Origin of the sequence: Arthrobacter sp. NPDC092385 (genome assembly GCF_044755105.1) — a bacterium.
Lineage (GTDB): Bacteria > Actinomycetota > Actinomycetes > Actinomycetales > Micrococcaceae > Arthrobacter_D.
The window spans coordinates 44,359-66,686 of record NZ_JBIVQL010000013.1; the positions used below are offsets into that span (position 1 = coordinate 44,359).

At 70.1% G+C, this 22,328-nt stretch carries 14 protein-coding genes and 1 tRNA gene; 13 read left to right on the forward strand and 2 right to left on the reverse strand.

All coding sequences use genetic code 11. The features are described 5' to 3' along the window. Positions 1–11 precede the first annotated feature (11 nt). From ACIQCY_RS15070 to ACIQCY_RS15090, 5 genes are all read left to right on the forward strand, one after another. Positions 12–1,832 (forward strand): ABC-F family ATP-binding cassette domain-containing protein, encoded by a 1,821-nt coding sequence (locus ACIQCY_RS15070; RefSeq protein WP_400484709.1) that lies wholly within the window; start codon positions 12–14, stop codon positions 1,830–1,832. A 513-nt stretch (positions 1,833–2,345) separates the two neighbouring features. Further along, complete coding sequence (locus tag ACIQCY_RS15075; protein ID WP_400484710.1) at positions 2,346–3,701, forward strand: glycosyltransferase; 1,356 nt, start codon at positions 2,346–2,348, stop codon at positions 3,699–3,701. Next, positions 3,698–5,539 (forward strand): nitrous oxide reductase family maturation protein NosD, encoded by a 1,842-nt coding sequence (locus ACIQCY_RS15080; protein WP_400484711.1) that lies wholly within the window; start codon positions 3,698–3,700, stop codon positions 5,537–5,539. Before ACIQCY_RS15075 ends, ACIQCY_RS15080 begins: the two co-directional genes overlap by 4 nt. Next, on the forward strand, positions 5,536–6,609 hold the full coding sequence (locus ACIQCY_RS15085) for a nitrous oxide reductase family maturation protein NosD (protein WP_400484712.1): 1,074 nt from the start codon (positions 5,536–5,538) through the stop codon (positions 6,607–6,609). Before ACIQCY_RS15080 ends, ACIQCY_RS15085 begins: the two co-directional genes overlap by 4 nt. 72 nt (positions 6,610–6,681) lie before the next feature. Continuing rightward, positions 6,682–8,091: a UDP-glucose dehydrogenase family protein gene (locus ACIQCY_RS15090; protein ID WP_400484713.1), complete on the forward strand. Its 1,410-nt coding sequence runs from the start codon at positions 6,682–6,684 to the stop codon at positions 8,089–8,091. Positions 8,092–8,158: 67 nt separating this feature from the next. Here the strand turns inward: ACIQCY_RS15090 and ACIQCY_RS15095 are convergent, their stop codons facing one another. After that, positions 8,159–9,499 (reverse strand): right-handed parallel beta-helix repeat-containing protein, encoded by a 1,341-nt coding sequence (locus tag ACIQCY_RS15095; RefSeq protein WP_400484714.1) that lies wholly within the window; start codon positions 9,497–9,499, stop codon positions 8,159–8,161. Between the two features lie 278 nt (positions 9,500–9,777). Between ACIQCY_RS15095 and ACIQCY_RS15100 the strand changes: the two genes are divergently transcribed. From ACIQCY_RS15100 to ACIQCY_RS15120, 5 genes are all read left to right on the forward strand, one after another. Beyond that, a complete protein-coding gene (locus tag ACIQCY_RS15100) occupies positions 9,778–11,826 on the forward strand; it encodes an Hsp70 family protein (protein ID WP_400484715.1) in 2,049 nt (682 codons plus the stop codon). Positions 11,827–11,828: 2 nt separating this feature from the next. Beyond that, positions 11,829–13,943, forward strand: a complete 2,115-nt coding sequence (locus ACIQCY_RS15105) for a LuxR C-terminal-related transcriptional regulator (RefSeq protein ID WP_400484716.1) — start codon at positions 11,829–11,831, stop codon at positions 13,941–13,943. A gap of 118 nt (positions 13,944–14,061) precedes the next feature. After that, positions 14,062–15,381, forward strand: a complete 1,320-nt coding sequence (locus ACIQCY_RS15110; RefSeq protein WP_400484717.1) for an IniB N-terminal domain-containing protein — start codon at positions 14,062–14,064, stop codon at positions 15,379–15,381. A gap of 89 nt (positions 15,382–15,470) precedes the next feature. Next, the gene (locus tag ACIQCY_RS15115) at positions 15,471–17,330 is read left to right on the forward strand and encodes a dynamin family protein (protein ID WP_400484718.1); all 1,860 of its coding nucleotides are present in this window, start codon (positions 15,471–15,473) and stop codon (positions 17,328–17,330) included. Further along, positions 17,327–18,820: a dynamin family protein gene (locus ACIQCY_RS15120; protein ID WP_400484719.1), complete on the forward strand. Its 1,494-nt coding sequence runs from the start codon at positions 17,327–17,329 to the stop codon at positions 18,818–18,820. Before ACIQCY_RS15115 ends, ACIQCY_RS15120 begins: the two co-directional genes overlap by 4 nt. Before the next feature lie 8 nt (positions 18,821–18,828). Here the strand turns inward: ACIQCY_RS15120 and ACIQCY_RS15125 are convergent, their stop codons facing one another. Further along, positions 18,829–19,359 carry a hypothetical protein gene (locus ACIQCY_RS15125; protein WP_400484720.1) on the reverse strand — a complete coding sequence of 177 codons (531 nt, stop codon included), beginning with the start codon at positions 19,357–19,359 and terminating at the stop codon, positions 18,829–18,831. A 170-nt stretch (positions 19,360–19,529) separates the two neighbouring features. Between ACIQCY_RS15125 and ACIQCY_RS15130 the strand changes: the two genes are divergently transcribed. From ACIQCY_RS15130 to ACIQCY_RS15140, 3 genes are all read left to right on the forward strand, one after another. After that, positions 19,530–19,601: transfer RNA gene (locus ACIQCY_RS15130), tRNA-Gln, on the forward strand. 70 nt (positions 19,602–19,671) lie between these two features. Then, positions 19,672–21,204, forward strand: coding sequence for a bifunctional UDP-N-acetylglucosamine diphosphorylase/glucosamine-1-phosphate N-acetyltransferase GlmU (gene glmU, locus ACIQCY_RS15135; RefSeq protein ID WP_400484721.1), 1,533 nt, complete (start codon positions 19,672–19,674; stop codon positions 21,202–21,204). Continuing rightward, positions 21,201–22,181 carry a ribose-phosphate diphosphokinase gene (locus ACIQCY_RS15140; protein WP_400484722.1) on the forward strand — a complete coding sequence of 327 codons (981 nt, stop codon included), beginning with the start codon at positions 21,201–21,203 and terminating at the stop codon, positions 22,179–22,181. Before glmU ends, ACIQCY_RS15140 begins: the two co-directional genes overlap by 4 nt. Positions 22,182–22,328: the final 147 nt, after the last annotated feature.

The window sequence follows — 22,328 nt, forward strand, 5'->3', positions numbered from 1 at the left end:
GCAGCATCCCCTTGGCACACCTCCTCGGCGCGGAAAACCTCAGCGTCGCCTTCGTCACCCGCACCATCCTGGACAACGTGTCCCTCGGACTCGAGGACGGCGACCGCATCGGCATGGTGGGGCGCAACGGTGACGGCAAGTCCACCCTCATGCGCCTCCTCGCCCAGCGCATGACGCCCGACGACGGCCGCGTCACCAAGCGCCGCGACGTCGCCGTCGGCTACCTCGATCAGTCGGACGTGCTCGACGGCGACCTCGAGGTGGGGCAGGCCATCGTCGGCGACCAGGCGGACCACGAGTGGGCCTCGAACCCGAAGATCCGCGACGTCATGGGCGGGCTGGTCTCGGAGGTCGACTGGCACGCGAAGGTGTCCTCGCTCTCCGGCGGGCAGAAGCGCCGGGTGGCCCTCGCCAAGCTCCTCATCGGCGACGACGACGTCATCATGCTCGACGAGCCCACCAACCACCTCGACGTCGAGGGGGTCGCCTGGCTGGCGCGGCACCTCCAGCAGCGCTGGCGGGCCACCGAGGGCGGTCTCCTCGTGGTGACCCACGACCGCTGGTTCCTCGACGAGGTCTGCAACCACACCTGGGAGGTGCACGACGCCGTCGTCGACGACTTCGACGGCGGGTACGCCGCCTACGTCCTCGCACGCGCCGAGCGGGACCGCATGAACTCGGTGATCGAGTCCAAGCGCGTGCAGCTCGTCAAGAAGGAACTCGCCTGGCTCCGGCGCGGCGCTCCGGCACGCACCGCGAAGCCGAAGTTCCGCATCGAGGCGGCGAACGAGCTCATCGCCGACGTCCCCGAGCCGCGTGACTCCCTCGCGCTCAGCAAGATGGCGATGTCCCGGCTCGGCAAGGACGTGCTCGACCTCGAGGACGTCAGCCTGACCATCGACGACGGCGAGGGCTCCGAACGGCAGCTGTTCGACAAGATCACGTTGCGGCTCGCCCCGGGTCAGCGCCTCGGGCTCGTGGGCGTCAACGGCTCGGGCAAGACCACCCTGCTGCGGCTGCTCAACGGCGAGCTGCAGCCCACCTCGGGCAAGGTGAAGAAGGGCAAGACCGTCCAGACGGCCGTGCTCTCGCAGGAGGTCCGCGAGCTCGACGACGTCTCCGACAGCCGGGTCATCGAGGTCATCGAGTCGGAGAAGCGGGTCTTCGCGGTCGGCGGCAAGGAGGTGTCCGCGAGCCAGCTCGTGGAGCAGCTCGGCTTCACCAACGAGAAGCAGTGGACGCGGGTCAGCGAGCTCTCCGGCGGCGAGCGACGGCGCCTGCAGCTCCTCCGGCTGCTCGTCGGCGAGCCGAACGTCCTGATGCTCGACGAGCCCACCAACGACCTCGACACCGACACGCTGTCCGCGATCGAGGACGTCCTGGACGGCTGGCCGGGCACCCTCGTGGTGGTCTCCCACGACCGCTACCTGCTCGAGCGCGTCACGGACACCCAGATGGCCCTGCTCGGCGACGGACGGCTGCGGGACCTGCCCGGCGGCGTGGACCAGTACCTCGAGCTGCGCAACGCCGCGGGCCCCATGACGGCCACCGGGAGCGCGGCCTCGCCCGCCATCAGCGGCGGTTCCACGGGCGGCTCGTCGGAGGCGGAGCTGCGGCAGGCCCGCAAGGACCTCGCGCGGATCGAACGGCAGATCACGAAGGTGGACGCCCAGAAGGGCAAGCTGCAGCAGCAGATGAACGACGCCGGCGCGAAGGCGGACGCCGACTTCGAGCACATCGCGGGCCTCAACACGCGCCTGCAGGAGCTGCAGGTGGAGATCGAGGACCTCGAGGCGCAGTGGATGGAAGCCGCCGAGGTCCTGGGGGAGTAGCTCCTCCCGACCGGGTGGGGGGCGGAACCCCGCTAGCACGTTCCGGTCGAGGTGAGCTCTGTTACACCTGACTTTTTCTCCCCGGGGCCGGGAGCACCGGCCGGGGCCTCCGCCGGGCAGTAGCGCAGGAACTACTCGCTCCGCCCCGGCGCTCCTGCCTGCCGGCTGCCAGGTCACTCCGCGTTGCCGGCAAAGGGCCTAGTCAGGGGCTGGTCGGCGTCCGCCGCCGCGCATCCGTGCCGCGCTCGGGACCCTGGCCGGCCGGGCCGCGGACGCGTCGCCGCCCGGTCTTCCATCAGAGTAAGCGGGGCTCTGCGTCCAAGTGGAGCGGCCGGGATATTCGAGTAATGAGCTCGCCGGGCGGCTGCCCTAGTGTCGATTCAGAAGGTTGCTGATGTTCTTTCAGCGACCATGCGCCCGCCGCTCCGCAGCCCGACTGCGAAGCTTCAGCCTGGCGCATCATGCCCGCTGACGTGCAGTCCACCAGCCGCTCCATTCTGCCCGAGGACACCCGTGCACCCATTTCCGTTAGCAGCCACCACCGGCTCGACCCTCGACGTCGGACTCGATGTCCTCGGCTCCCAGTTGTCCGCCTGGACCTCCAGCCTCGACTGGACGGACGTCAGCGCCTTCTGGGCCGAGGTCTCGCCCTACTTCCCCGTCGCCGTGGCCGGCGCGATCGTGTGGGGGCTCTGGCTGTACCGGTTCATCCTCTCGCACCGGGCGAAGCCGATCGTGACCAACTACCGGACGACGACGTCCGTGGTGGTGCCGTCCTTCCACGAGGACCCGGACATCCTGATGAGCGCCCTCGAGTCATGGCGCTCCCAGCACCCGGACGAGATCATCATCGTGCTCGACGTCGAGGACCTCGACGCCTACGCCCGGATCGAGGCGCTGCAGGACCCCACGATCAAGCCGATCCTCTTCCACCACGTGGGCAAGCGGTCCGCGCTCGGGGCGGGGATCCGCCTGGCCAAGTACGACATCCTGGTCCTGACCGACTCGGACACGTGGTGGCAGCCGGACCTGCTGCAGAACGTCCAGATGCCGTTCATCGATCCGCTCGTGGGAGCCGTGGGAACCCACCAGACCGTCTACAAGCGGGAGACGAGCGTCTGGCGCCGCGTGGCCGACTGGCTCGTGAACCTGCGCTACCTCGACTACGTGCCCGCGATGGGCGCCGCGGGCGCCGTACCCTGCATCTCCGGCAGGACGGCCGTCTACCGCCGCTCCGCCGTGATGCCCGTCCTCGAGCACCTCGAGAACGAGTACTTCCTCGGCAAGCGCTGCATCTCGGGCGACGACGGCCGCCTGACCTGGCTGGTCCTCGCCTCCGGCTACAAGACGGTCCACCAGTCCACCGCGCGTGCCCTCTCGATGTTCCCCGCCAGCTTCCGGGCCTTCGTCAAGCAGCGCATCCGCTGGAGCCGCAACTCCTACCGCTGCTACCTCACGGCCATCGGCACCGGGTGGCTGTGGCGCGTCCCCTTCATCACCAAGATCACCGTCCTGCAGATCCTGCTGACGCCGGTGACCATGGGCCTGACCATGTTCTACCTCATCTTCAACCGCCTGGACTTCACGGTGCTCGGCGTCGCCGCCGCGCTGTGCTGGCTGCTCCTCGGCCGCGGCATCCGCGGCATCTCCCACCTCCGCCGCCACCCGCAGGACATCCTGATCCTCCCGGTCCTCGCCTTCGCCGTGATCCTCGTGGCGCTGCCCATCAAGCTCTACGCCTTCGCCACCATGAACAAGCAGGGCTGGCTGACGCGTCATGCGGACCAGATCGGCGGCGACGGCCAGGACGCCGTGAGCCTCGAGTCCAAGACCGACGACGCCCGGAACGAACAGGAGGCCGTGGCATGACGAACCGTAAACCGATCCTCCTCAGCCTCCTCGCGCTCGTCTTCATCGCCCTCGTCGGGGCCGGATTCATCGCGGCCGGGAACGTCTGGAAGAAGTCCGAGGCGGACGCCGTCGGACGCAACGAGATCGCCGCGAACGGGAACGTGCAGGGGGAGCTCTACACGGGGGATCCCCGCAGCGAGGCGCGCATCGTCCAGAGCGAGGAGGAACGCCTCGTCTACGTCCGGACCATCGCCTCCGCCGCGCGCTGGCGCGTGGACGGGCTCGAGGGGCCCTACCGCCTCCACACCGGAGCCACGAACACGCTCGTGCTGCCGGCACGCACGGAGCCGTACACGACGGCGGACCTGCTCCAGCTCGCCCCGGACACCTTCAAGCAGCTGGCGTCGTCCACCTACATGCTCACCGAGAACATCGTGGTGCTGCCCGGCGCCACGCTCTCGTTCGCCGGGGGAGAGGGCATCACGGTCCGGATGCAGAGCAACGAGGACGCCTTCGTGTCCGTCGTGGCGCTCGGCGGCTCGCTCACGATCGCCGGCACGGAGGAGTCCGACGTCGCGATCACCAGCTGGGACGGCTCCGGAGCGGACACCGACACCTCCGACGGACGCGCCTACGTCCGCGTGATCGGCGGGCACGCCTCGTTCTCCCACGCGACCGTCTCCTCGCTCGGCTTCTGGAGCGGCAACACGGGCGGCCTCGCCCTCACCGGGACGGACACGGCCGGTACGTTCCAGGACGCCCCGGCGACGCCGGAGCCCGTGGCCCCCGCGGGCGCCCGGCTGCTGCCGGAGGCGGACCTGCAGTCCCTCGGGGACCAGACGGAGCTCGACTACAGCGTGGTCACCGCCGGCATCGACAACCTGACCGTGAAGGACAACGCCTTCGGCCTGTTCGTCACCAACGCACGGGATGTCGCCATCCGCGACACCGCCATCACCGGAAGCCTGGTGGACGGCCTCGTGCTGCACCGCTCCGTCAAGGACGCGACGATCACCGCGACGACCTCCTCGGACAACGCGGTGGACGGCATCACCGTGGGCCGCTCCAGCACGCGGGTGGACCTGCTGGAGGTCACGGCGAGCGGCAACGGCCGGAACGGCATCTCGCTCGACGGCCAGCCGCTCGCGGACGGCCCGAACGCCGTCGGGACCGCCGTGGTCACCTATGGCGGGAACCGCGTGCTGAAGAGCACCCTCGCCGACAACGGGCGCTACGGCGTCGAGCTCAGCGGCGGCAACAACCTGCGCCTGACGGGCAACACCATCCGCGGCAACGAGGTGGGTGTCGTGGTCAACTACGCGGCCGAGAGCGTGCACATCATCGACAACGAGATCCGCGACCAGCGCCGGCAGGGCATCGCCGTGCGGGACGCCGGCGCCAACGCGGACATCCGCCGCAACACCATCTCCGGCGGCGACACCGGCGTGTACGTCCGTGACGCCACCGCCACGGTCACCGGGAACACCATGACCTCCCTGTCCGGTCACGGCATCTCGCTGCTGGGCAACGTCCCCGGTACCGAGGTCACCGGCAACAACGTGGGCGGCTACGGAACCGTGGCCATCTGGGACGAGACCTCCACGGGCGCCCTGGTCGAGGAGAACGAACTGCTGAACTGGCATCCCGCTCCCACCGTCCACAGCGTCATGAACTCCGTCTTCCAGCCGCTGACCTTCGTCTGGCTGATCCTCGGAGCCCTGCTCGTCGCCACCGCCTTCACCCGGAAGCGGCACCTCCGCGTGCGGACCATCCGCAACCCCTACGAGGAGCGCGTCCCGCTGACGGCCCTCAGCCGGGGAATCGTCCGCATCGACGACGTCCGGAAGGCCCAGTGACGCGCCGCAGCGGGATCACCGCGCTGGTCCTCGCGGTCGTCGCGCTCGTCGTCGCCGCCGTCGTCGTGGTGGTGGCCCTGAACCGGACGGACGGGAAGGGCTCCGCGCGGGACGAGCAGGAGCCCGCGCCGCAGACCAGCCAGGAGGCCGAACCGGCGCCCGGACCGGTGGCCACGCCCGTCGAGTGCCCTGAGCCGACCGTCCGGGTGGCGAACTCGACCGAGCTCGAGAACGCGCTCGACGCCGCCCAGCCCGGCGACGTGATCGGCCTCGGGGCCGGCGTGTACACGGGCAACTTCACGGCCGCCGCGGCCGGCACGGCCGAGCAGCCCATCATGCTCTGCGGCAACGCGGAGAGCATCCTCGACGGCGGCACCACGGACGACGGCTACGTGTTCCACCTGGAGGACTCCTCCTACTGGGTACTGCAGGGATTCACCGTCCGCAACGGCCAGAAGGGGGTCATGGTGGACCAGAGCACCAACACCGTCATCTCCGGTCTCACCGTCACGACCATCGGCGACGAGGCGATCCACCTGCGGAAATTCAGCACCGACAACCAGGTCATCGGGAACACCATCAGCGACACCGGCCTGCGGAAGCCCAAGTTCGGTGAGGGCATCTACATCGGCACGGCCGAGAGCAACTGGTGCGACATCAGCAACTGCGAGCCCGATCGCAGCGACCGCAACGAGATCTCCGGGAACACCATCTCCGGGACCACCTCGGAGAACGTCGACATCAAGGAGGGCACCTCCGACGGCGTCCTGCGGGCCAACAGCTTCAACGGCTCCGGGATCATCGAGGCGGACTCCTGGGTGGACGTGAAGGGCCGCGGCTGGGTGATCGAGGAGAACACCGGTGCCGATTCACCCCAGGACGGCTTCCAGACCCACGAGATCGTTGACGGCTGGGGCACCGAGAACGTCTTCCGGGACAACGTCGCCCAGGTCAACGGACCTGGCCTCGGCTACTCCCTGAAGCCCGTGCGCGACAACGTCGTCGAATGCAGCAACACGGCCTCCGACGCCGGAGAAGGCCTGTCCAACGAACCCTGCACCTCCGGCTGACCCCACCACCTACCCCGCATTGCACCTCCCCTGACAATCCGCGCTATCCCCTACCCCAAAAGAGGACACACGATGAGCATTTCCCACGAGAACGACCAGCCCGCACCCCGGGTGACGGTCATCGGCACCGGCTACCTCGGGGCCACCCACGCCGTCTGCATGGCCATCATGGGCTTCGACGTCCTCGGCGTCGACGTCGACCAGCGCAAGATCGACATGCTGTCCGCCGGCAAGGTGCCGTTCTTCGAGCCGGGGCTGCCCGAGAAGCTCGAGGAAGCCCTCGCCTCCGGCCGCCTCCGGTTCAGCACCGACTTCGACGAGGCCGCCGCCTTCGGCGACGTCCACTTCGTCTGCGTGGGAACACCCCAGGCACCCAATTCCTCGGCCGCCGATCTCCGCTACGTCGAAGCCGCGTTCACCGCGCTCGCCACGCGCATCGACCGGAAGGCCCTGCTCGTCGGGAAGTCGACCGTTCCCATCGGTACGGCGGCCCGCATCACGTCCATGGTGCAGTCGCTCTCCCCGCTCGGCACGGAGCTCGAGCTCGCCTGGAATCCCGAGTTCCTCCGCGAGGGCTTCGCCGTGCAGGACACGCTGTTCCCGGACCGCCTGGTCTTCGGCGTCAGCTCCGAGTGGGCCGAGGACCAGCTCCGCAGGGTCTTCAAGCCCATCCTCGACCTCGACACGCCGGTGATCGTCGCCGACCTCGCGACGTCGGAGCTCGTGAAGGTGGCCGCGAACTCCTTCCTCGCCACGAAGATCTCCTTCATCAACGCCATGGCGGAGATCTGCGAGGCGACCGGCGCCGACGTGAACCAGCTGGCGAAGGCCCTGAGCCTGGACGACCGCATCGGCGGCCGCTTCCTCAAGCCGGGCCTCGGCTTCGGCGGCGGCTGCCTCCCGAAGGACATCCGGGCGTTCAAGCACCGCGCGGAAGAGCTGGGTGTCGGGCAGGCCGTGAGCTTCCTCGGCGAGGTGGATTCCATCAACAACCGCCGCCGCGTGCGCACCGTGGACCTCATCCGCGAGCTGGCCGGCGGCAGCCTGGCCGGTGTCCGCGTGGCCGCCCTGGGTGCCGCGTTCAAGCCCAACTCCGACGACGTCCGCGACGCTCCGGCCCTGGACGTCGCACGCCTGCTGTACCTCGAGGGTGCGATCGTCTCCGTGTACGATCCGGAGGCCAACGCGAACGCGCACCGTGCCTACCCGGACCTCAACTACGTCGGCTCCATGGCCGAGGCGGTGGAGAAGGCCGACGTCGTCGCGCTGCTCACCGAGTGGTCCGAGTTCAGGAACGCGGATCCGGACACGCTCGGCGCCCTGGTGAACCACCGGCGCATCCTCGACGGACGCCACGCCCTGAACGCCAACGAGTACACCGCCAAGGGCTGGCAGTACCGGGCGCTCGGCCGTCCCGCCCAGGCGGCGACGGTGGAGCTCGCCTCCGACGTCCGCGACGAGGCCCCGACGCTCGCGCTCTAGCTCGACCGGACGCACGAAGGCCCGGGTGGGAATCGTCCCGCCCGGGCCTTCGTGCTTCGCCGTGCCGCTACCGGCAGGCGATGTTGCTCAACCCGCGCGCCGCACCGCTCGGCGTGCACGTGATCGTCGTGCCGAGGCCTGCCGACTGGACCCAGACCTCGTAGCCCGGGACACCACCCTGCACGGAGTTCCCGGTGAACACGTTCCCGGTTCCCCAGCCGTCCAGGGCCGCATGCACCTGGAAGGCATCGAGCCTGGTGCCGGTGCCCGAGTTGCCCTCGACCCGGTAGCCGTTGCCCTTCACATCGATCCAGGAGTCGGCGTAGTTCTCGCCCGAGGAGCCCGCGTTGGTGAACACGTTGCCTGCGATGATGCCGCCCGTGGTCCCTTCCTTGATATCGATGCCCTCGGCGGCCGTGTTGGTGATGCGGTTGCCGCGCACCGTGATGCGGTCGGACCGGTCCGGTGCGCCGCCCACCCAGTTGCTCTTGGCACTGCCGAGGTAGATGCCCTCGCCGTACTCGGGCTGCGTGAGCCCGGTGTCGTGGATGGACGAGTTGAGGACGGCGCCGTCGGAGCTGCCCGAGCGGAAGTGCACGGCCTCCGCGCCGATGGTGCCGACGTCGACGCCGTCGATGACCGTGTTCCTCGATCCGTCCAGGACGATCCCCTTGCTGGACGAGGCGACCGAGAGGCCGCTGATGCGCCAGTTCGAGCCGGTGACGTGCAGGCCGTAGCCGGAGGACATCGATCCGGAGGAGAGTACCGCGCTGCGGGATCCCCGGAGCGTGATGGGCGCCTGGGCCGTGCCGGAGGCCGACGCCGTGAAGGCCCCCACGTAGCGGCCGTCCCGCAGTTCGATGACCTGCCCGGGCAGGGCGGAGGCGAGGGCCGCCTTGAGCCCGGCCGCGGTCGAGACCTGGACGACGCCGGCTGGCGCGGGCGCGGGTGCGGGCGTGGGCGCAGGTGCGGGCGCGGGCGCGGGTGCCGGCGCAGGAGCAGGCGCGGGTGCCGGTGCGGGAGCGGCCGGTTTCACGGGAGGCGCGGGCTGCGCGGATGCGCCGACGGAGAAGGACACCGTGGCCTCCTCCCGTCCCGTGGGCGTCTCCCACCGGACGTTGAGCTTATGCGGTCCGGCGCCCGTGGTCACGGGCAACGAGTAGGGGGCCGTGTCGTCCTGGCCCAGGAAGGTGCCGTCCAGTTTGAACTTCACCTTCGAGCCGGCAGGGGCATCCACGGATGCCGTGAAGGCGCCATCGCCCTGGAGCGTGCCGGCAAGTGCCGTCCCATCGGCGAGGACGGTGGGCGGTGCCGCCGACGCAGGTGCTGCGAGGGAGGACACTGCAACGGCGGTGAGGGCGACGCCGGCCGCTGCTCGGCCTGCGCGCAGGCTGAAGGAAGAATGCATGGGCTACTTTCTGGTGAGACCTTCCCGCGTCTGCGGGCCAGTTCGTCAGAGGTTAGCGAAGCTCCCGGCAGGGCTTGTACTGTCCGGGGCGCAGCCTTGCAATAAAAAGGGGAACCTGAGTGAATGCTTGCAAATCCTTGCGCGAAGTGACGCCGAAGGGGGCAAGTAGTCCTGCGCGGAAGACAAGTATCGGGTGCGCGAGACTACTCTCGTTTTGCTCGTGACCGTCCGGTTAGCTGGGCCCTGGTGGTCAAGGACGAGCATGACATGGGGAAACTATGAGTTACGGTCTCAGCATTGATGTAGGAACCAGTTTCACGGCCGCGGCTGTCATCCGGACAGGCGGCCAGGGGCCGAACGCGCCGCAGATCCTCCCGCTGGGCAGCCGCGCATCGGCCATACCGACGGTCGTCTTCATCGGTGACGACGGGACACGCCTGGTCGGAGAGGCGGCGGAGCGCAGGGGACTTGCGCAGCCGGAGTGTGTCACCCGGGAATTCAAGCGGCGGATGGGCGATGACGTCCCCCTGATGGTGGGGGGCACGGAGGTCCTCCCGCAGGACCTCTTCGCCGCCGTCGTCTCGTGGGTGGTCGGCGTCGCCGTCGAGCGGGAGGGCGGATCTCCCGACGTCGTCACCCTGACCCATCCGGTGGGCTGGGGAGAGCACAGGAAGTCCCTCCTCAGGGGAGCGCTCTCGGATGCCGGCATCCACGACGTCGAGCTGCTGACCGAGCCCGAGGCCGCAGCGCTCTCGTACGCCTCCCGCGAGCAGGTCGCGAGCGGGAGCACGCTCGCCGTCTACGACCTCGGCGGCGGGACCTTCGATGCGACGGTGGTCCGGAAGGCCGACGCCGATTCCTTCACGGTCCTGGGGGTTCCTCAGGGCCTCGAGCGCCTCGGCGGCGCGGACTTCGACCAGGAGGTCTTCCACAGCGTCCTGGCCAGCGCGAAGATCTCCCCGGCGGACCTCGATCCGTCCGCTCCCGAGGTCCTTGCCGCCCTCAACCGGCTGCGCCGGGAGTGTGCCGAAGCGAAGGAAGCCCTTTCGTCGGACTCCGAGGCGACGGTCTCGGTGATGATTCCCGGAGTGCACTCGCAGGTACGGCTGGTGCGGTCGGAATTCGAGGCGATGATCGAACCCGCGCTCGCGGAGACGGTCGACACCCTGCGCTCGGCCCTCGAGAGTGCGGAGGTCGGCCCGGAGGACCTGACCGCCATCCTGCTGATCGGCGGATCGTCGCGCATCCCGCTGGTGGCTCAGCTGCTCTCCGACGAATTCAACCGCCCTCTGGCCATCGACCTCGACCCCAAGGCCTCCGTGGCCCTCGGCGCGGCCTTCGCGACGGCGGCCCTCGAGGATGCCTCCGACCAGGACCCGGCCGCGGCAGGCGCCGCGGACCAGGAGGTCGGCAGTGCGGTGCAGGGGAGCGGAGTACCCGCCGCCCGCACCAATGCCGCTGGTTTCTCCCTGCCCTCCGCCCGGCGGCCGGCCACGGCGCCCCGTCACGGCCCGGTGTCCATGGCGCCGAACAAGCGGCTGGGGATCCGGGTGGGGGCCATCGCTGCAGCCGTGGCGTTGCTGGGCGTCGCGACAGCCAGTGCGACGAACGCCCCGAACCTGTTTCCTGCCATTTCGGCGCTGGCGGGGGACCCCCGGGCCGAGGCCGCCGAGAAGCCGGTAGCTGCACCGGCGACGCCGAGTGCAACCCCCGAGCCCGGTGGGAGCGCGAGCGAAGGGCCCGTCGGACCCCTGGCCCCGGACGAGGGCCAGACCTTCCTGGAGCGGGCAGGGGTCAAGGACGCCGCATCGGAGGACAAGCCCAAGGCCGCGGAAGAGTCTCCTGCCGACGGCACGAGCCGCAGCACGAGCAAGGCCTCGGAGGCCGCACGGCCCGAAGCCCCGACAGCGGAGGAAGCACCCGGCGGAGCACCGGCAGGCGCAGGGTCCTCGCCCGCGCCGTCCTCGCAGGCACCGGCGTCCGCGCAGAAGCCCGGGACGAGCCCGGTCGGTCCGACGCCGCCCGCGCCCTTCCCGCCGTCGAGCCCCTCCCCGAGCCCCACCGTTCCCGTGAGCCAAGCTCCGAGCCCGGCCCCGGTGCCCACTCCGGCGCCGCCCGTCGTGCAGCCGACCACCCCGCCGCCTGCACCCGAACCGACTCCCGACCCCACCCCAGACCCCACCACGCCCCCACCTCCCTCGCCGGACCCCTCGCCCACCACCGAGCCTGCGTCCGAGCCGCCACCGCCGGCCGTCGAGCCGACGCCCACCGATCCGCCGGCGCCTGGTGGGGACCCCACCGCGTCCTCCGCACCCGCGGAGGCCTGATCGTGGTGGCCCATTACCTCGAGGCGGACGTGCGCTCGCACGGCAGTCACCCGCTGGAACTGGACACCGCAACCTACGAGGTCGTCCTCGCGCTGTGCGTCGGCTTCTCGATCCCCGGTCTCGTCCCGCCGCTGCTGTACAGCGAGGGAACGCCGCCCGAGCACCTGGTGGACCGGGCAAGGGCTGCCGGTTTCGTGCAGGCGGACGGCCGGCCATCCCCCGAGCTCCGCGCCTCCGTGCTGGAGGATGCGGATGTGTACCAGGTGCGGCGGCTGCAGCGCGCGCTGGTGGACCTGTACTGCTCCGAAGGACTGCCGCTCGGGCGCCTCGCGCGCCAGCTCGCCGCGGAGGGGTTCGTCGACGAACGCCTGGCGGGCCTGCTCGACCAGGAGGGCACCAGCCTCCTCGGCACCGATCCCGGCGGGGCGCTGGAATCGCTCGACCTCGCGGTCGCCGCCGGCGCCGATGCCCTGGCCACCGCGCCGCGCCGGGCCGAGGCCGCGCTCGGGGTGGGCGATCTCGATGCCGCCTCCCGCGTCCTGGACACCTACTTCGGGCATCAGCCACCGGAGGAGGAGCTGACCCTCCCGGACTTCGCCCGGGCGGTACGGGTATCCAGCGCGCTCTGGGCGCACCGCGGCATGATGGCGCGTGCGGCCGATGTCCACCGCTGGGCCGCAGCCCTCCGCCCACCGGGAGTGGAGCCGCTCGGCGCGCTCGCGCTGCTGGCCGCCGGTGACGCCGCTGGAGCCCGTTCCCTGGTCGAGGGGAGGGCCTCCGCGCCGTCGCCCTCGCTGCACGACGTCGCGCACACGCTCCTGGCCGAGGGAGCCCTGCTGTCCCTCGGCCCGGATCCCTACGGCGCACTCCCCATCCTCATCCGCGCATCCGACACGCTGAACTCGACCGGGAGGATCTCGCCCGCGCCGGAGCTGCCGGCGTCCTTCGCAGCGATCGTCGCGCTCCTGGCCGGCAAGCCGCAGACCGCACTGTCCCTGATCCAGGCGGCACTCGCGGGCGGACAAGGGGGGCAGGTCCTGCGCCCGCGCCTGTGCCTCCTGGGGGCATGGGCGGCCATGCTCCTCGACCAGCCCGTCCAGGCGCGGCACTTCATCGTGGACGCCGGAGGGCGCGAGCAGCACCTCGGCCCGCGGGACGAGCTGCTGCTGCAGGCGCTCGAGGTGGGACTCGCCAGGCGCGCCGGGGACACCCCCGCCCTCGTCGAGGCCTGGCAGCGCGCCCGCGAGGCACTGCTCCACGTCTCGGTGGACCTGCTGGCCATCCTTCCGCTCGACGAACTGGTCATCGCCGCGGCCCGGCTCCGCGACGTCGACGGGCTGAAACCCCACCTCGAGGAGGCGTGGCTGCTCCTCGAGAGGCTCGGCGATCCTCCCCTGTGGTCCGTGCCCCTGCACTGGTCGGCCGTCCAGGCCGGCCTCCTGCTCGAACGCCCCGAGGACCTGGCGCCCCACGCGGCGGCGCTGGTCCGCCAGGCGGTGACGTATCCACTGGCTGCCACGTTCGCGGTCGCGGGCAAGGCGTGGGTCTCCGTGCTCGCCGGGAGGTTCGATGCCGACGCCGTCGAGGACGCGGCACGAAGCCTCGCCGCAGCCGGGTTCCCCTGGGAAGGTGCACGGCTGGCGGGCCATGCTTCGGCCCGGGCCGCGGACCGCAAGGACATGACCAGGCTGCTCTCCTGCGCCCGTGACCTACGCCCCATCCGGGAACGGACACCACGGCCGGACCCGAGGACGCCGCGCGAGGCGCCCACGGCGCAGCGGGTCGCTGCCCTCCAGGCGGCGGCAGCAGCGCGGGCCGGTACCGTCCCCGGGGACGCACGGCGGACGGCGGGCCCGGCCCTCAGCGGACGCGAACGCGAGATCGCGCAGCTGGTCCTGCTGGGCCGGACCTATCGCGAGATCAGCGAGGAGATCTTCATCTCGCCCCGCACCGTGGAGCACCATGTGGCCCGCATCCGGCGTCGCTTCGGTGCGTCGTCGCGCTCGGAACTCCTGGCCCGGCTCCGCCTCGCCCTGGAACCGGCAGCCGGCGGCAGCGCTGCTTCCCGGGGTCCTTCACCTGCGGGGGCCCCTAACGACGCCGGACGAAACCCCTAACGGGAGCCCGGGGTTAGGGGGGCAACTACCGATGCCCCCGGTGCACCCCCGCTCCTACGTTTGAACCAAGCCAGGCAGAGCCGCCGGCGAATCGACACCCTCACCGAAGGAACATCCCATGACTACTCTCGCTTCAGATCTCCTCGATTTCCTGATGAACCTCTTCAACGACCAGGAAGCGGCCAGCGAATTCATCAGCGACCCCGAAGGGGTCCTCGCCGAGGCCGGCCTCGGCGACGTGTGCATGGACGACGTCGACGCCGTCATGCCCGTGGTCCTCGACTACGCTCCGGTCAGCTTCGGCGGCGGCAACGCCAGCTCGTTCGGCCGCAGCTACAACACCGGCGGCAACTCCTCCGGCGATGTCACCCCGGCCCCCTTCACCCCGGGCGGCGGCGGAACAACCACGCCGACGACGCCGGGCGGCGGCGGTGGCGGCGGAACGACGACGCCTGTCACGCCGGGTACGCCGGGCACGCCCTCCACGGGTGGCGACGACAACGATCACGGCAACGCGGTCCAGCAGCTCCTGCACGTCGTGAACAACTACTCCTACACCTCCTCCGTGGATGACCGCGACACCATCACGGACCAGTCCGTGAACCAGAACATCTGGGCCAACGGCGACGTCACCCAGATGTTCGACAACGACGCCTTCATCGCTTCCGGCAACGGCGCGGTCGCAGCGAACGGTGACGCCAGGGTCGACAACTCCGTGGACAACTCGGACGACCACTCCCAGGACAGCTCCACCAACGTCACGGCCGGCGGCTCCGCCAGCGTCGCGATCGGCAACACCACCGATTCGTACAACGACAACTCGGACAACTCGGACAACTCCGACAACTCGGTCGAGGACTCCTACAACGACAACTCCGACAACTCGGTCGAGGACTCGTACAACGACAACTCGGACAACTCGGATCACTCCGACAACTCCGACCACTCCGACAATTCCGTCGACACGGACATCGACGTGGAGCTCGAGGACTCGTTCAACGACAACTCGGACACCGACAACTCGGACAACTCGATCGACACCGACGTCGTGGTGGAGGACTCGTTCAACGACAACTCGGACACCGACAACTCGACCACCGACAACTCCGTGGACACCGACACCGACATCGATGTCGACGTCGATCTGGAGAACTCGCTGAACACGGACAATTCGGTCACCGACAACTCGGACACCACAGACGTCGTGGTGCAGGATTCGTTCAACGACAACTCGGTGGACAACACGCTGGAGGTCGAGAACTCCTTCAACGAGACGGACAATTCGGTGGACAACACGCTGGAGGTCGAGAACTCCTTCAACGAGACGGACAACTCCGACAACGCCTACACCGAGATCGACGACTCGGCGATCTTCGTCGACAACGAGGTGGACCTCGAGGTCGACAACTCGGTCGCGGTGGAGGATTCTTCGCTCTAACTGCAGGACAACTCGGGCAAGCCCAACGGGGGATCCACCCCGTTGGGCTTGCCTGCGGTCTCGGACAACAACTCATCGGGGAGCTTTACATGGACGATCTCACCACGCTCGTGAACCGCGGTCTCAGCCTGGTCGCCACCGGGGACAGGGCGGACCTGCGCCAGAGGCTGGAGCAGACGCTGGTGCGCCTGGCGAACCCGGACATCCGGGTCATCGTGGTGGGGGAGTTCAAGCAGGGCAAGAGCAAGCTCATCAACGCCCTCGTGAACGCGCCGGTGTGCCCGGTGGATGACGACATCGCCACCTCCGTGCCCACCGTGGTCAGCTTCGGTGATCCCGCCAGCGCAGCAGTGCTGGTGCCCCGCGGGAGCGGCGGGGCGGAGCAGGACTCCTCGGCGTTCGAGCGCCGGCCCATCGCGCTCGAGGAGATCGCCGGCTTCGTGTCGGAGCGGGGCAATCCGTCGAACAGCCAGGGGCTCGCCTCGGCGGAGGTCCGCCTTCCCCGGCGGGTGCTGGCCGACGGGCTCTCCATCATCGATTCCCCCGGGGTCGGCGGCCTCGAATCGGCCCACGCGCTGACCACCCTCACTGCCCTGCCCACGGCCGACGCCATGCTCCTCGTCTCGGACGCCTCGCAGGAGTACACCGAACCGGAACTGAGGTTCCTCAAGCAGGCCCAGCGCATCGTCCCGAACGTGGGCTGCGTCCTGTCGAAAACCGATCTCTACCCGCAGTGGAGGGCCGTCGCGGACCTCGACCGCGCCCACCTCGCCCAGGCGGGCATGGAAACCGCCCCCCTGATCCCGGTCTCCTCGGACCTCCGCCTGTTCGCCTCGCAGGCGAAGGATCCCGAGCTCAACCGCGAGTCCGGGTTCCCCGAGCTCATCGCCTACCTCCGGAACGACGTCGTCGGCAAGGCCCAGGCCCTGCGCCGGAACTCCGTGGCACAGGACCTGCTGTCCACCACGGAGCACCTGCGGCTGTCCGTGAAGTCCGAGCTCCAGGCGCTCCAGAACCCCGAGGGAGTGCCCGTGCTCCTCGCGGAACTGGAGGAGGCCAAGGAGAAGGCCGACCAGCAGCGGAAGCGTTCCTCGCGCTGGCAGACCACCCTGAACGACGGCGCGTCGGACCTGATCTCCGACATGGAGCACGATCTCCGCGACCGGATCCGATCCATCCAGCGGGAGGCGGAGACCGCCATCGACGCCGGGGACCCGGGGCCCGTCTGGGACCAGTTCGCGGAGTGGCTCGAGCAGCGCGTCGCGTCCGCGGTGTCCGACACCTTCGTCTGGACCAACGAGCGCTCGCAGTGGCTCGCCGAGCAGGTGGCCGAACTGTTCGCACTCGACGAGGTACCCCTGCCCCTGCTGGAGGTGGCCGGCACGGACGGCGTCCTCGCCCCCGTCGAGGAGGTGCCCTACCTGGACCCCGGGCACGTCAGCGCCGCGGGGAAGGTGCTCATCGGCATGCGCGGTTCCTACGGCGGCGTCCTGATGTTCGGGCTGCTGACCGGCATCATCGGCATGTCCCTCATCAATCCGCTCTCGGTCGGAGCCGGCCTGCTGCTGGGGCGCAAGGCGTACCGGGAGGACAAGGACGCCAGGCTGAAGCGGCGCCAGGCGGAGGCGAAGGCCCTCGTGCGGCGGCAGATGGACGACGTCGTCTTCCAGGTGGGCAAGCAGCTGAAGGACCGGCTGCGCCTCGTCCAGCGCGAGATCCGCGACCACTTCGGCAACATCGCCGAGGAGCACCACCGGTCACTCGCCGATTCGGTCACCGCCGCGCAGCGCACGGCCTCGAGCTTCCGGCAGCAGCGCGATGAGCGGGTGGTCCAGCTGAAGGCCGAGCTGACCCGGATCGACCAGCTGCACGCCCAGGCCAGGAAGCTCCTTCCCGCAGCCGCCCCCGAGCGGCAGTTCTCCGCGGACGCGGTGGCGGCAGGAGCATGAGGGACAGCGGCGCCGTCGAGGCCCTCCTGCTGGAGGCCGTAAGGGTGTACGACGACGAACCCGCGGTGCGGGCAGAGCTCGAGACGTACGCGCAGCGCCTCCGCGAGCCGCTGCGCGTCGCCGTCGCGGGCATGGTCAAGGCCGGCAAGTCCACGCTCCTCAACGCGATCATCGGCGAGGAGATAGCTCCCACCGACACGGGGGAGTGCACCCGCATCATCACCTGGTACCGCCACGCGGCCACGCCCCGGATCACCCTGTACCCCGTGGACGGCGAACCGCGGCTGCTTCCCCTGACGAGGGTCCAGGGGCGGCTCGTCTTCGACCTCGGCGGGCAGCAGGCCGAGGACGTCGCCCGGCTCGTCGTCGAGTGGCCGGCCGAGAACCTGCGCTCCATGACCCTGATCGACACCCCCGGTATCGCCTCCCTCTCGGCGGATGTCTCCGCGCGCAGCACCCGGTTCCTCACGCCCGAGGATGCGCCGTCCGAGGCGGATGCCGTGATCTACCTGATGCGGCACCTGCACGCCTCGGACATCAAGTTCCTCGAGGCCTTCCGCGACACCAGCGCGGCCCACGCGGGCACCGTGAATGCGCTCGCGGTCCTGTCCCGCGCGGACGAGGTGGGGGCGGGCCGCATCGATTCCCTCATCTCCGCCTCCCGGATCGCCGACCGCTACCGCGCCGACGCGTCGCTGAGGTCGCTGGTGCTCGATGTTCTTCCGATGGCCGGGCTCCTCGCCCAGAGCTCGCGGACGCTGCGGCAGGCGGAGTACGAGGCGTTCGTGGCCCTGGCTGCGCTCGGGAACGCGGAGCGCGAGCGCATGCTGATCTCCGCGGACCGCTTCGTCGCGGGAGGGCCCGCCATCGGGATCTCCGCCGAGGACGCGGGGCGCATCCTCGACCGTTTCGGCATGTTCGGCCTGCGCCTGGGAGCGGCGCTGGTGCGTGGCGGCACCACGGATGCGACGGCGCTGGCGCGTGAGCTGGCCCGGCGGAGCGGGCTCGACCACCTCATGACGCTCGTGCTGCGGCAGTTCAGCGCGCGTGCGGCGACCCTGCGGGTCCGGACGGCGCTGGCGGGCCTGGAGGCGCTGCTGCGCAGCAACCCGCGGGAGGACGGCGCCCAGCTGCTGGCCGGCATCGAGAGGATCAGGGCCAACGCCCACGAGATCAGCGAGCTTCGGCTGCTGTCCGCGCTGCGCTCCGGCCTCGTCCCCCTGCCGGCACGCGCAGCGGGCGAGGCAGAGCGGCTGGTGGGAGGTTCCGGCACGGGTGCCGCGGAGCGTCTTGCCCTGGCGCCCGGCGCGGACGCCGAGGAGATCCGGTCCACCTCGTTCGGGACCCTGCGCCGCTGGCGGGTCATGGCCGAGAACCCGCTTACGGATCGGGGCGCCCTCGAGGCCTGCCAGGTGGTGCTGCGCTCCTGCGAGGAACTGGTGGTCCGGACAGGCGCAGCCGAGCAGGGCAGGGAGCTCGCCCGGGGCTGATCAGCTCGTCAGCGCCGCGAGGGGACGTCCCGGAACCAGCGCGCGGCCGCCGGAAGCAGGCACACGATCAGGGCCAGCGCCGCGAGGACCAGTTGGACCACTGCGAGGTGGGGAGCGGGCTGGAACCCGGCCGAATCGCTCCCGAGGAAGGCGAGCACCAGCAGCACGGCGCCTGCGTTGAAGACCACCATCGCCAGGAGCGCCCAGCGGGCCCAGCCGCGGCGCCGCAGCAGCGGCCTGACCAGGAGTGCTTCGAGCAGCAGGACGAGCGCGAATACCCCCAGCGTCCCCCACAGGGCTACCGAGGCCACCTGGTCCACCGCCGAGGCCTCCACCTCGGCGTCGAGGGTGCCGGCGGTCTCCCGCAGGTCGTCCAGGTGCGCCTCGCGGTCGAGGAACGCGAACACGAGCGCCACCACGCCGGCAACCACCCCCAGGAGCCATAGCCCGCCCGAGGCCCGCACCACCCGTGGAGCGGGCTCCTCCCTGACGATGGGAGGCGGGACGGCATTGGACATCTCTGGCCGGGGAGGAAGCATGCTCGTAATCTAGCCCCGCCGCCGCAGCGCTTTCAATGGCCGGCCGTCCCCGGAACCGCGCCGAGACTCCACCCGCAGGGAACCCCCGGGTGGAGTCGCCCGTGCCCCGGGAGCATGGCAAACTAGATAACCGTGCGCACATGCTCCGGCACCAGGGAGCGTGGTCGCGGTCCGCCCTGGTGTAATGGCAGCACCCCAGCCTTTGGAGCTGTGGAGTATAGGTTCGAATCCTATGGGCGGAACGGTGAATTGCTGCCCGGACGGGTCAGTCCGCCGCACACGCCGGTCCCCCAGAGGTAGGAGCGCTTTTTCGTGAGCAACCAGGACAGCACCACTGCCACCGCGCTGAACGGTACCGAGATCCCGGCGGCGGTGATCGTCCTCGCGGCAGGAGCCGGTACCCGGATGAAGTCGCGCACGCCGAAGATCCTGCACCCCATCGGCGGCATCTCCATGATCGGGCACGCGCTGCGCGCGGCACGCGCCGTGCAGCCACGGGACCTCGCCGTCGTCGTCCGCCATGAGCGTGACCGCGTGGCCGAGCACGTCAGCGGGCTCGATTCCGCTGCGGTGCTGATCGACCAGGACGACGTCCCCGGCACCGGCCGGGCCGTGCAGGTGGCGCTCGCGGGCCTCGACGAACGCTCCGGGAGCCCGCTGGCCGGGACCGTGGTCGTGACGTACGGTGACGTCCCCCTGCTCACCCCCGAGACCCTCCGGGACCTCGTGGCGGTGCACCAGGGCGAGGGCAATGCGGTCTCCGTCCTCACCGCGGTGCTCGAGGACCCCACGGGGTACGGGCGCATCCAGCGCCATGAGGACGGCACGGTGGTCGCGATCGTCGAGCACAAGGACGCCTCGCCCGAGCAGCGGGCCATCCGCGAGGTCAACTCCGGCATCTACGCCTTCGACGCCGCCGTGCTCAGGAGCGCGCTGACGCGGGTCGACGTCGACAACGCGCAGGGCGAGATGTACCTCACCGACGTCGTCGGAATCGCACGCGCCGACGGCGGCCGCGTCGCCGCCGTCGTGCAGGAGGACCGCTGGCAGGTCGAGGGCGCGAATGACCGCGTGCAGCTCGCGGCGCTCGGGGCTGAGCTGAACCGGCGCCTCGTGGAGCGGTGGATGCGCGCTGGAGTCAGCATCGTGGACCCGTCCACCACGTGGATCGACGCGACCGTCGCCCTCGAGGAGGACACCACGCTGCTGCCGAACACGCAGCTCCACGGCGAAACGTTCGTGGCGCGGGACGCGGTGGTGGGTCCGGATACCACCCTCACCGACGTCGTCGTCGGCGAAGGCGCGCACGTGGTCCGCACGCACGGGAGCGGCTCGCGCATCGGTGCCGGCGCGAGCGTGGGCCCCTTCACCTACCTGCGCCCCGGGACGGTCCTGGGCGAGGACGGGAAGATCGGTGCGTTCTACGAGACGAAGAACGTGACCGTGGGGCGTGGTTCGAAGCTCTCGCACCTCGGCTATGCGGGTGACGCCGAGATCGGCGAGTACACCAACATCGGGTGCGGCAACATCACCGCCAACTACGACGGCGTCAACAAGCACCGCACCGTGATCGGCTCGCATGTGCGCACCAGCTCCAACACCGTCTTCGTGGCCCCCGTGACGGTGGGGGACGGCGCCTACACGGGGGCGGGCGCCGTGGTGCGCAAGGACGTCCCGGCCGGTTCGCTCGCCCTGACCGTCGCACCGCAGCGGAACATCGCGGACTGGGTGGCCGAGAAGCGGGCAGGCTCCGCGTCCGCCGGTGCCGCAGGCGCGGCCGGCGCTTCCCCCGACAAGAACACCCCCTCGAGCAACCCCACCGAAGAGAAGAGCACCCAGGCATGAGCGAGATAACCGCACACGGCGAGAAGAAGCTGGTCCTGGCCTCCGGGCGCGCCCACCCGGAACTGGCGGAGGAGATCGCGTCCTGGCTGGGCACTGAGCTGCTGCCGGTCTCGGCCTATGACTTCGCGAACGGCGAGATCTACGTGCGGTCCGGGGAGAGCGTCCGGGGCACGGACGTCTTCGTGATCCAGGCCCACCCGGCGCCGCTGAACAACTGGCTCATGGAGCAGCTCATCATGGTGGATTCGCTCAAGCGGGCGTCCGCGAAGCGCATCACCGTGGTGTCGCCGTTCTACCCCTACGCGCGTCAGGACAAGAAGGGCAGGGGCCGCGAGCCGATCTCGGCCCGCCTCGTCGCCGACCTGTACAAGACGGCCGGCGCCAACCGCCTCATGTCCGTTGACCTGCACACCTCGCAGATCCAGGGCTTCTTCGACGGACCGGTGGACCACCTCATGGCCATCCCGCTGCTCGCCGACTACATCCGCACGCGGGTCGACGCCGACAACGTCACGGTCGTCTCCCCGGACACCGGGCGCGTGCGCGTGGCCGAGCAGTGGGCCGAGCGCCTCGGTGGTGCGCCGCTGGCCTTCGTCCACAAGAGCCGCGACCTCACGGTGCCCAACCAGGCGATCTCCAAGCAGGTGGTCGGCCAGATCGAGGGGCGCACCTGCGTGCTCATCGACGACATGATCGACACGGGCGGAACCATCTCCGGTGCCGTGCAGGTGCTCAAGAACGCCGGCGCCAAGGACGTCATCATCGCCGCCACGCATGCGGTATTCTCGGAGCCGGCGTCCCGGCGCCTGGCGGAGTCCGGTGCCCGGGAGGTCGTGGTGACCAACACCCTCCCGATCCCCTCGGAGAAGCGGTTCCCGCAGCTGACGGTCCTCTCGATCGCCCCGCTGATCGCCCGGGCCATCCGCGAGGTGTTCGACGACGGCTCGGTCACGAGCCTGTTCGACGGCAACTCCTGATAGCAGGTGGGGCGTCACACGGACTCTGCGACACTCGTCGTCCAAGTACTCGATGCGGGATTTGCAAGTAGTCTTACCGTAATTACCCGGGTGGGAAGCGAGTAGGTGGAGTGGAACTCCAGTAAGTGTTACTCGTGTAGCAGGCCC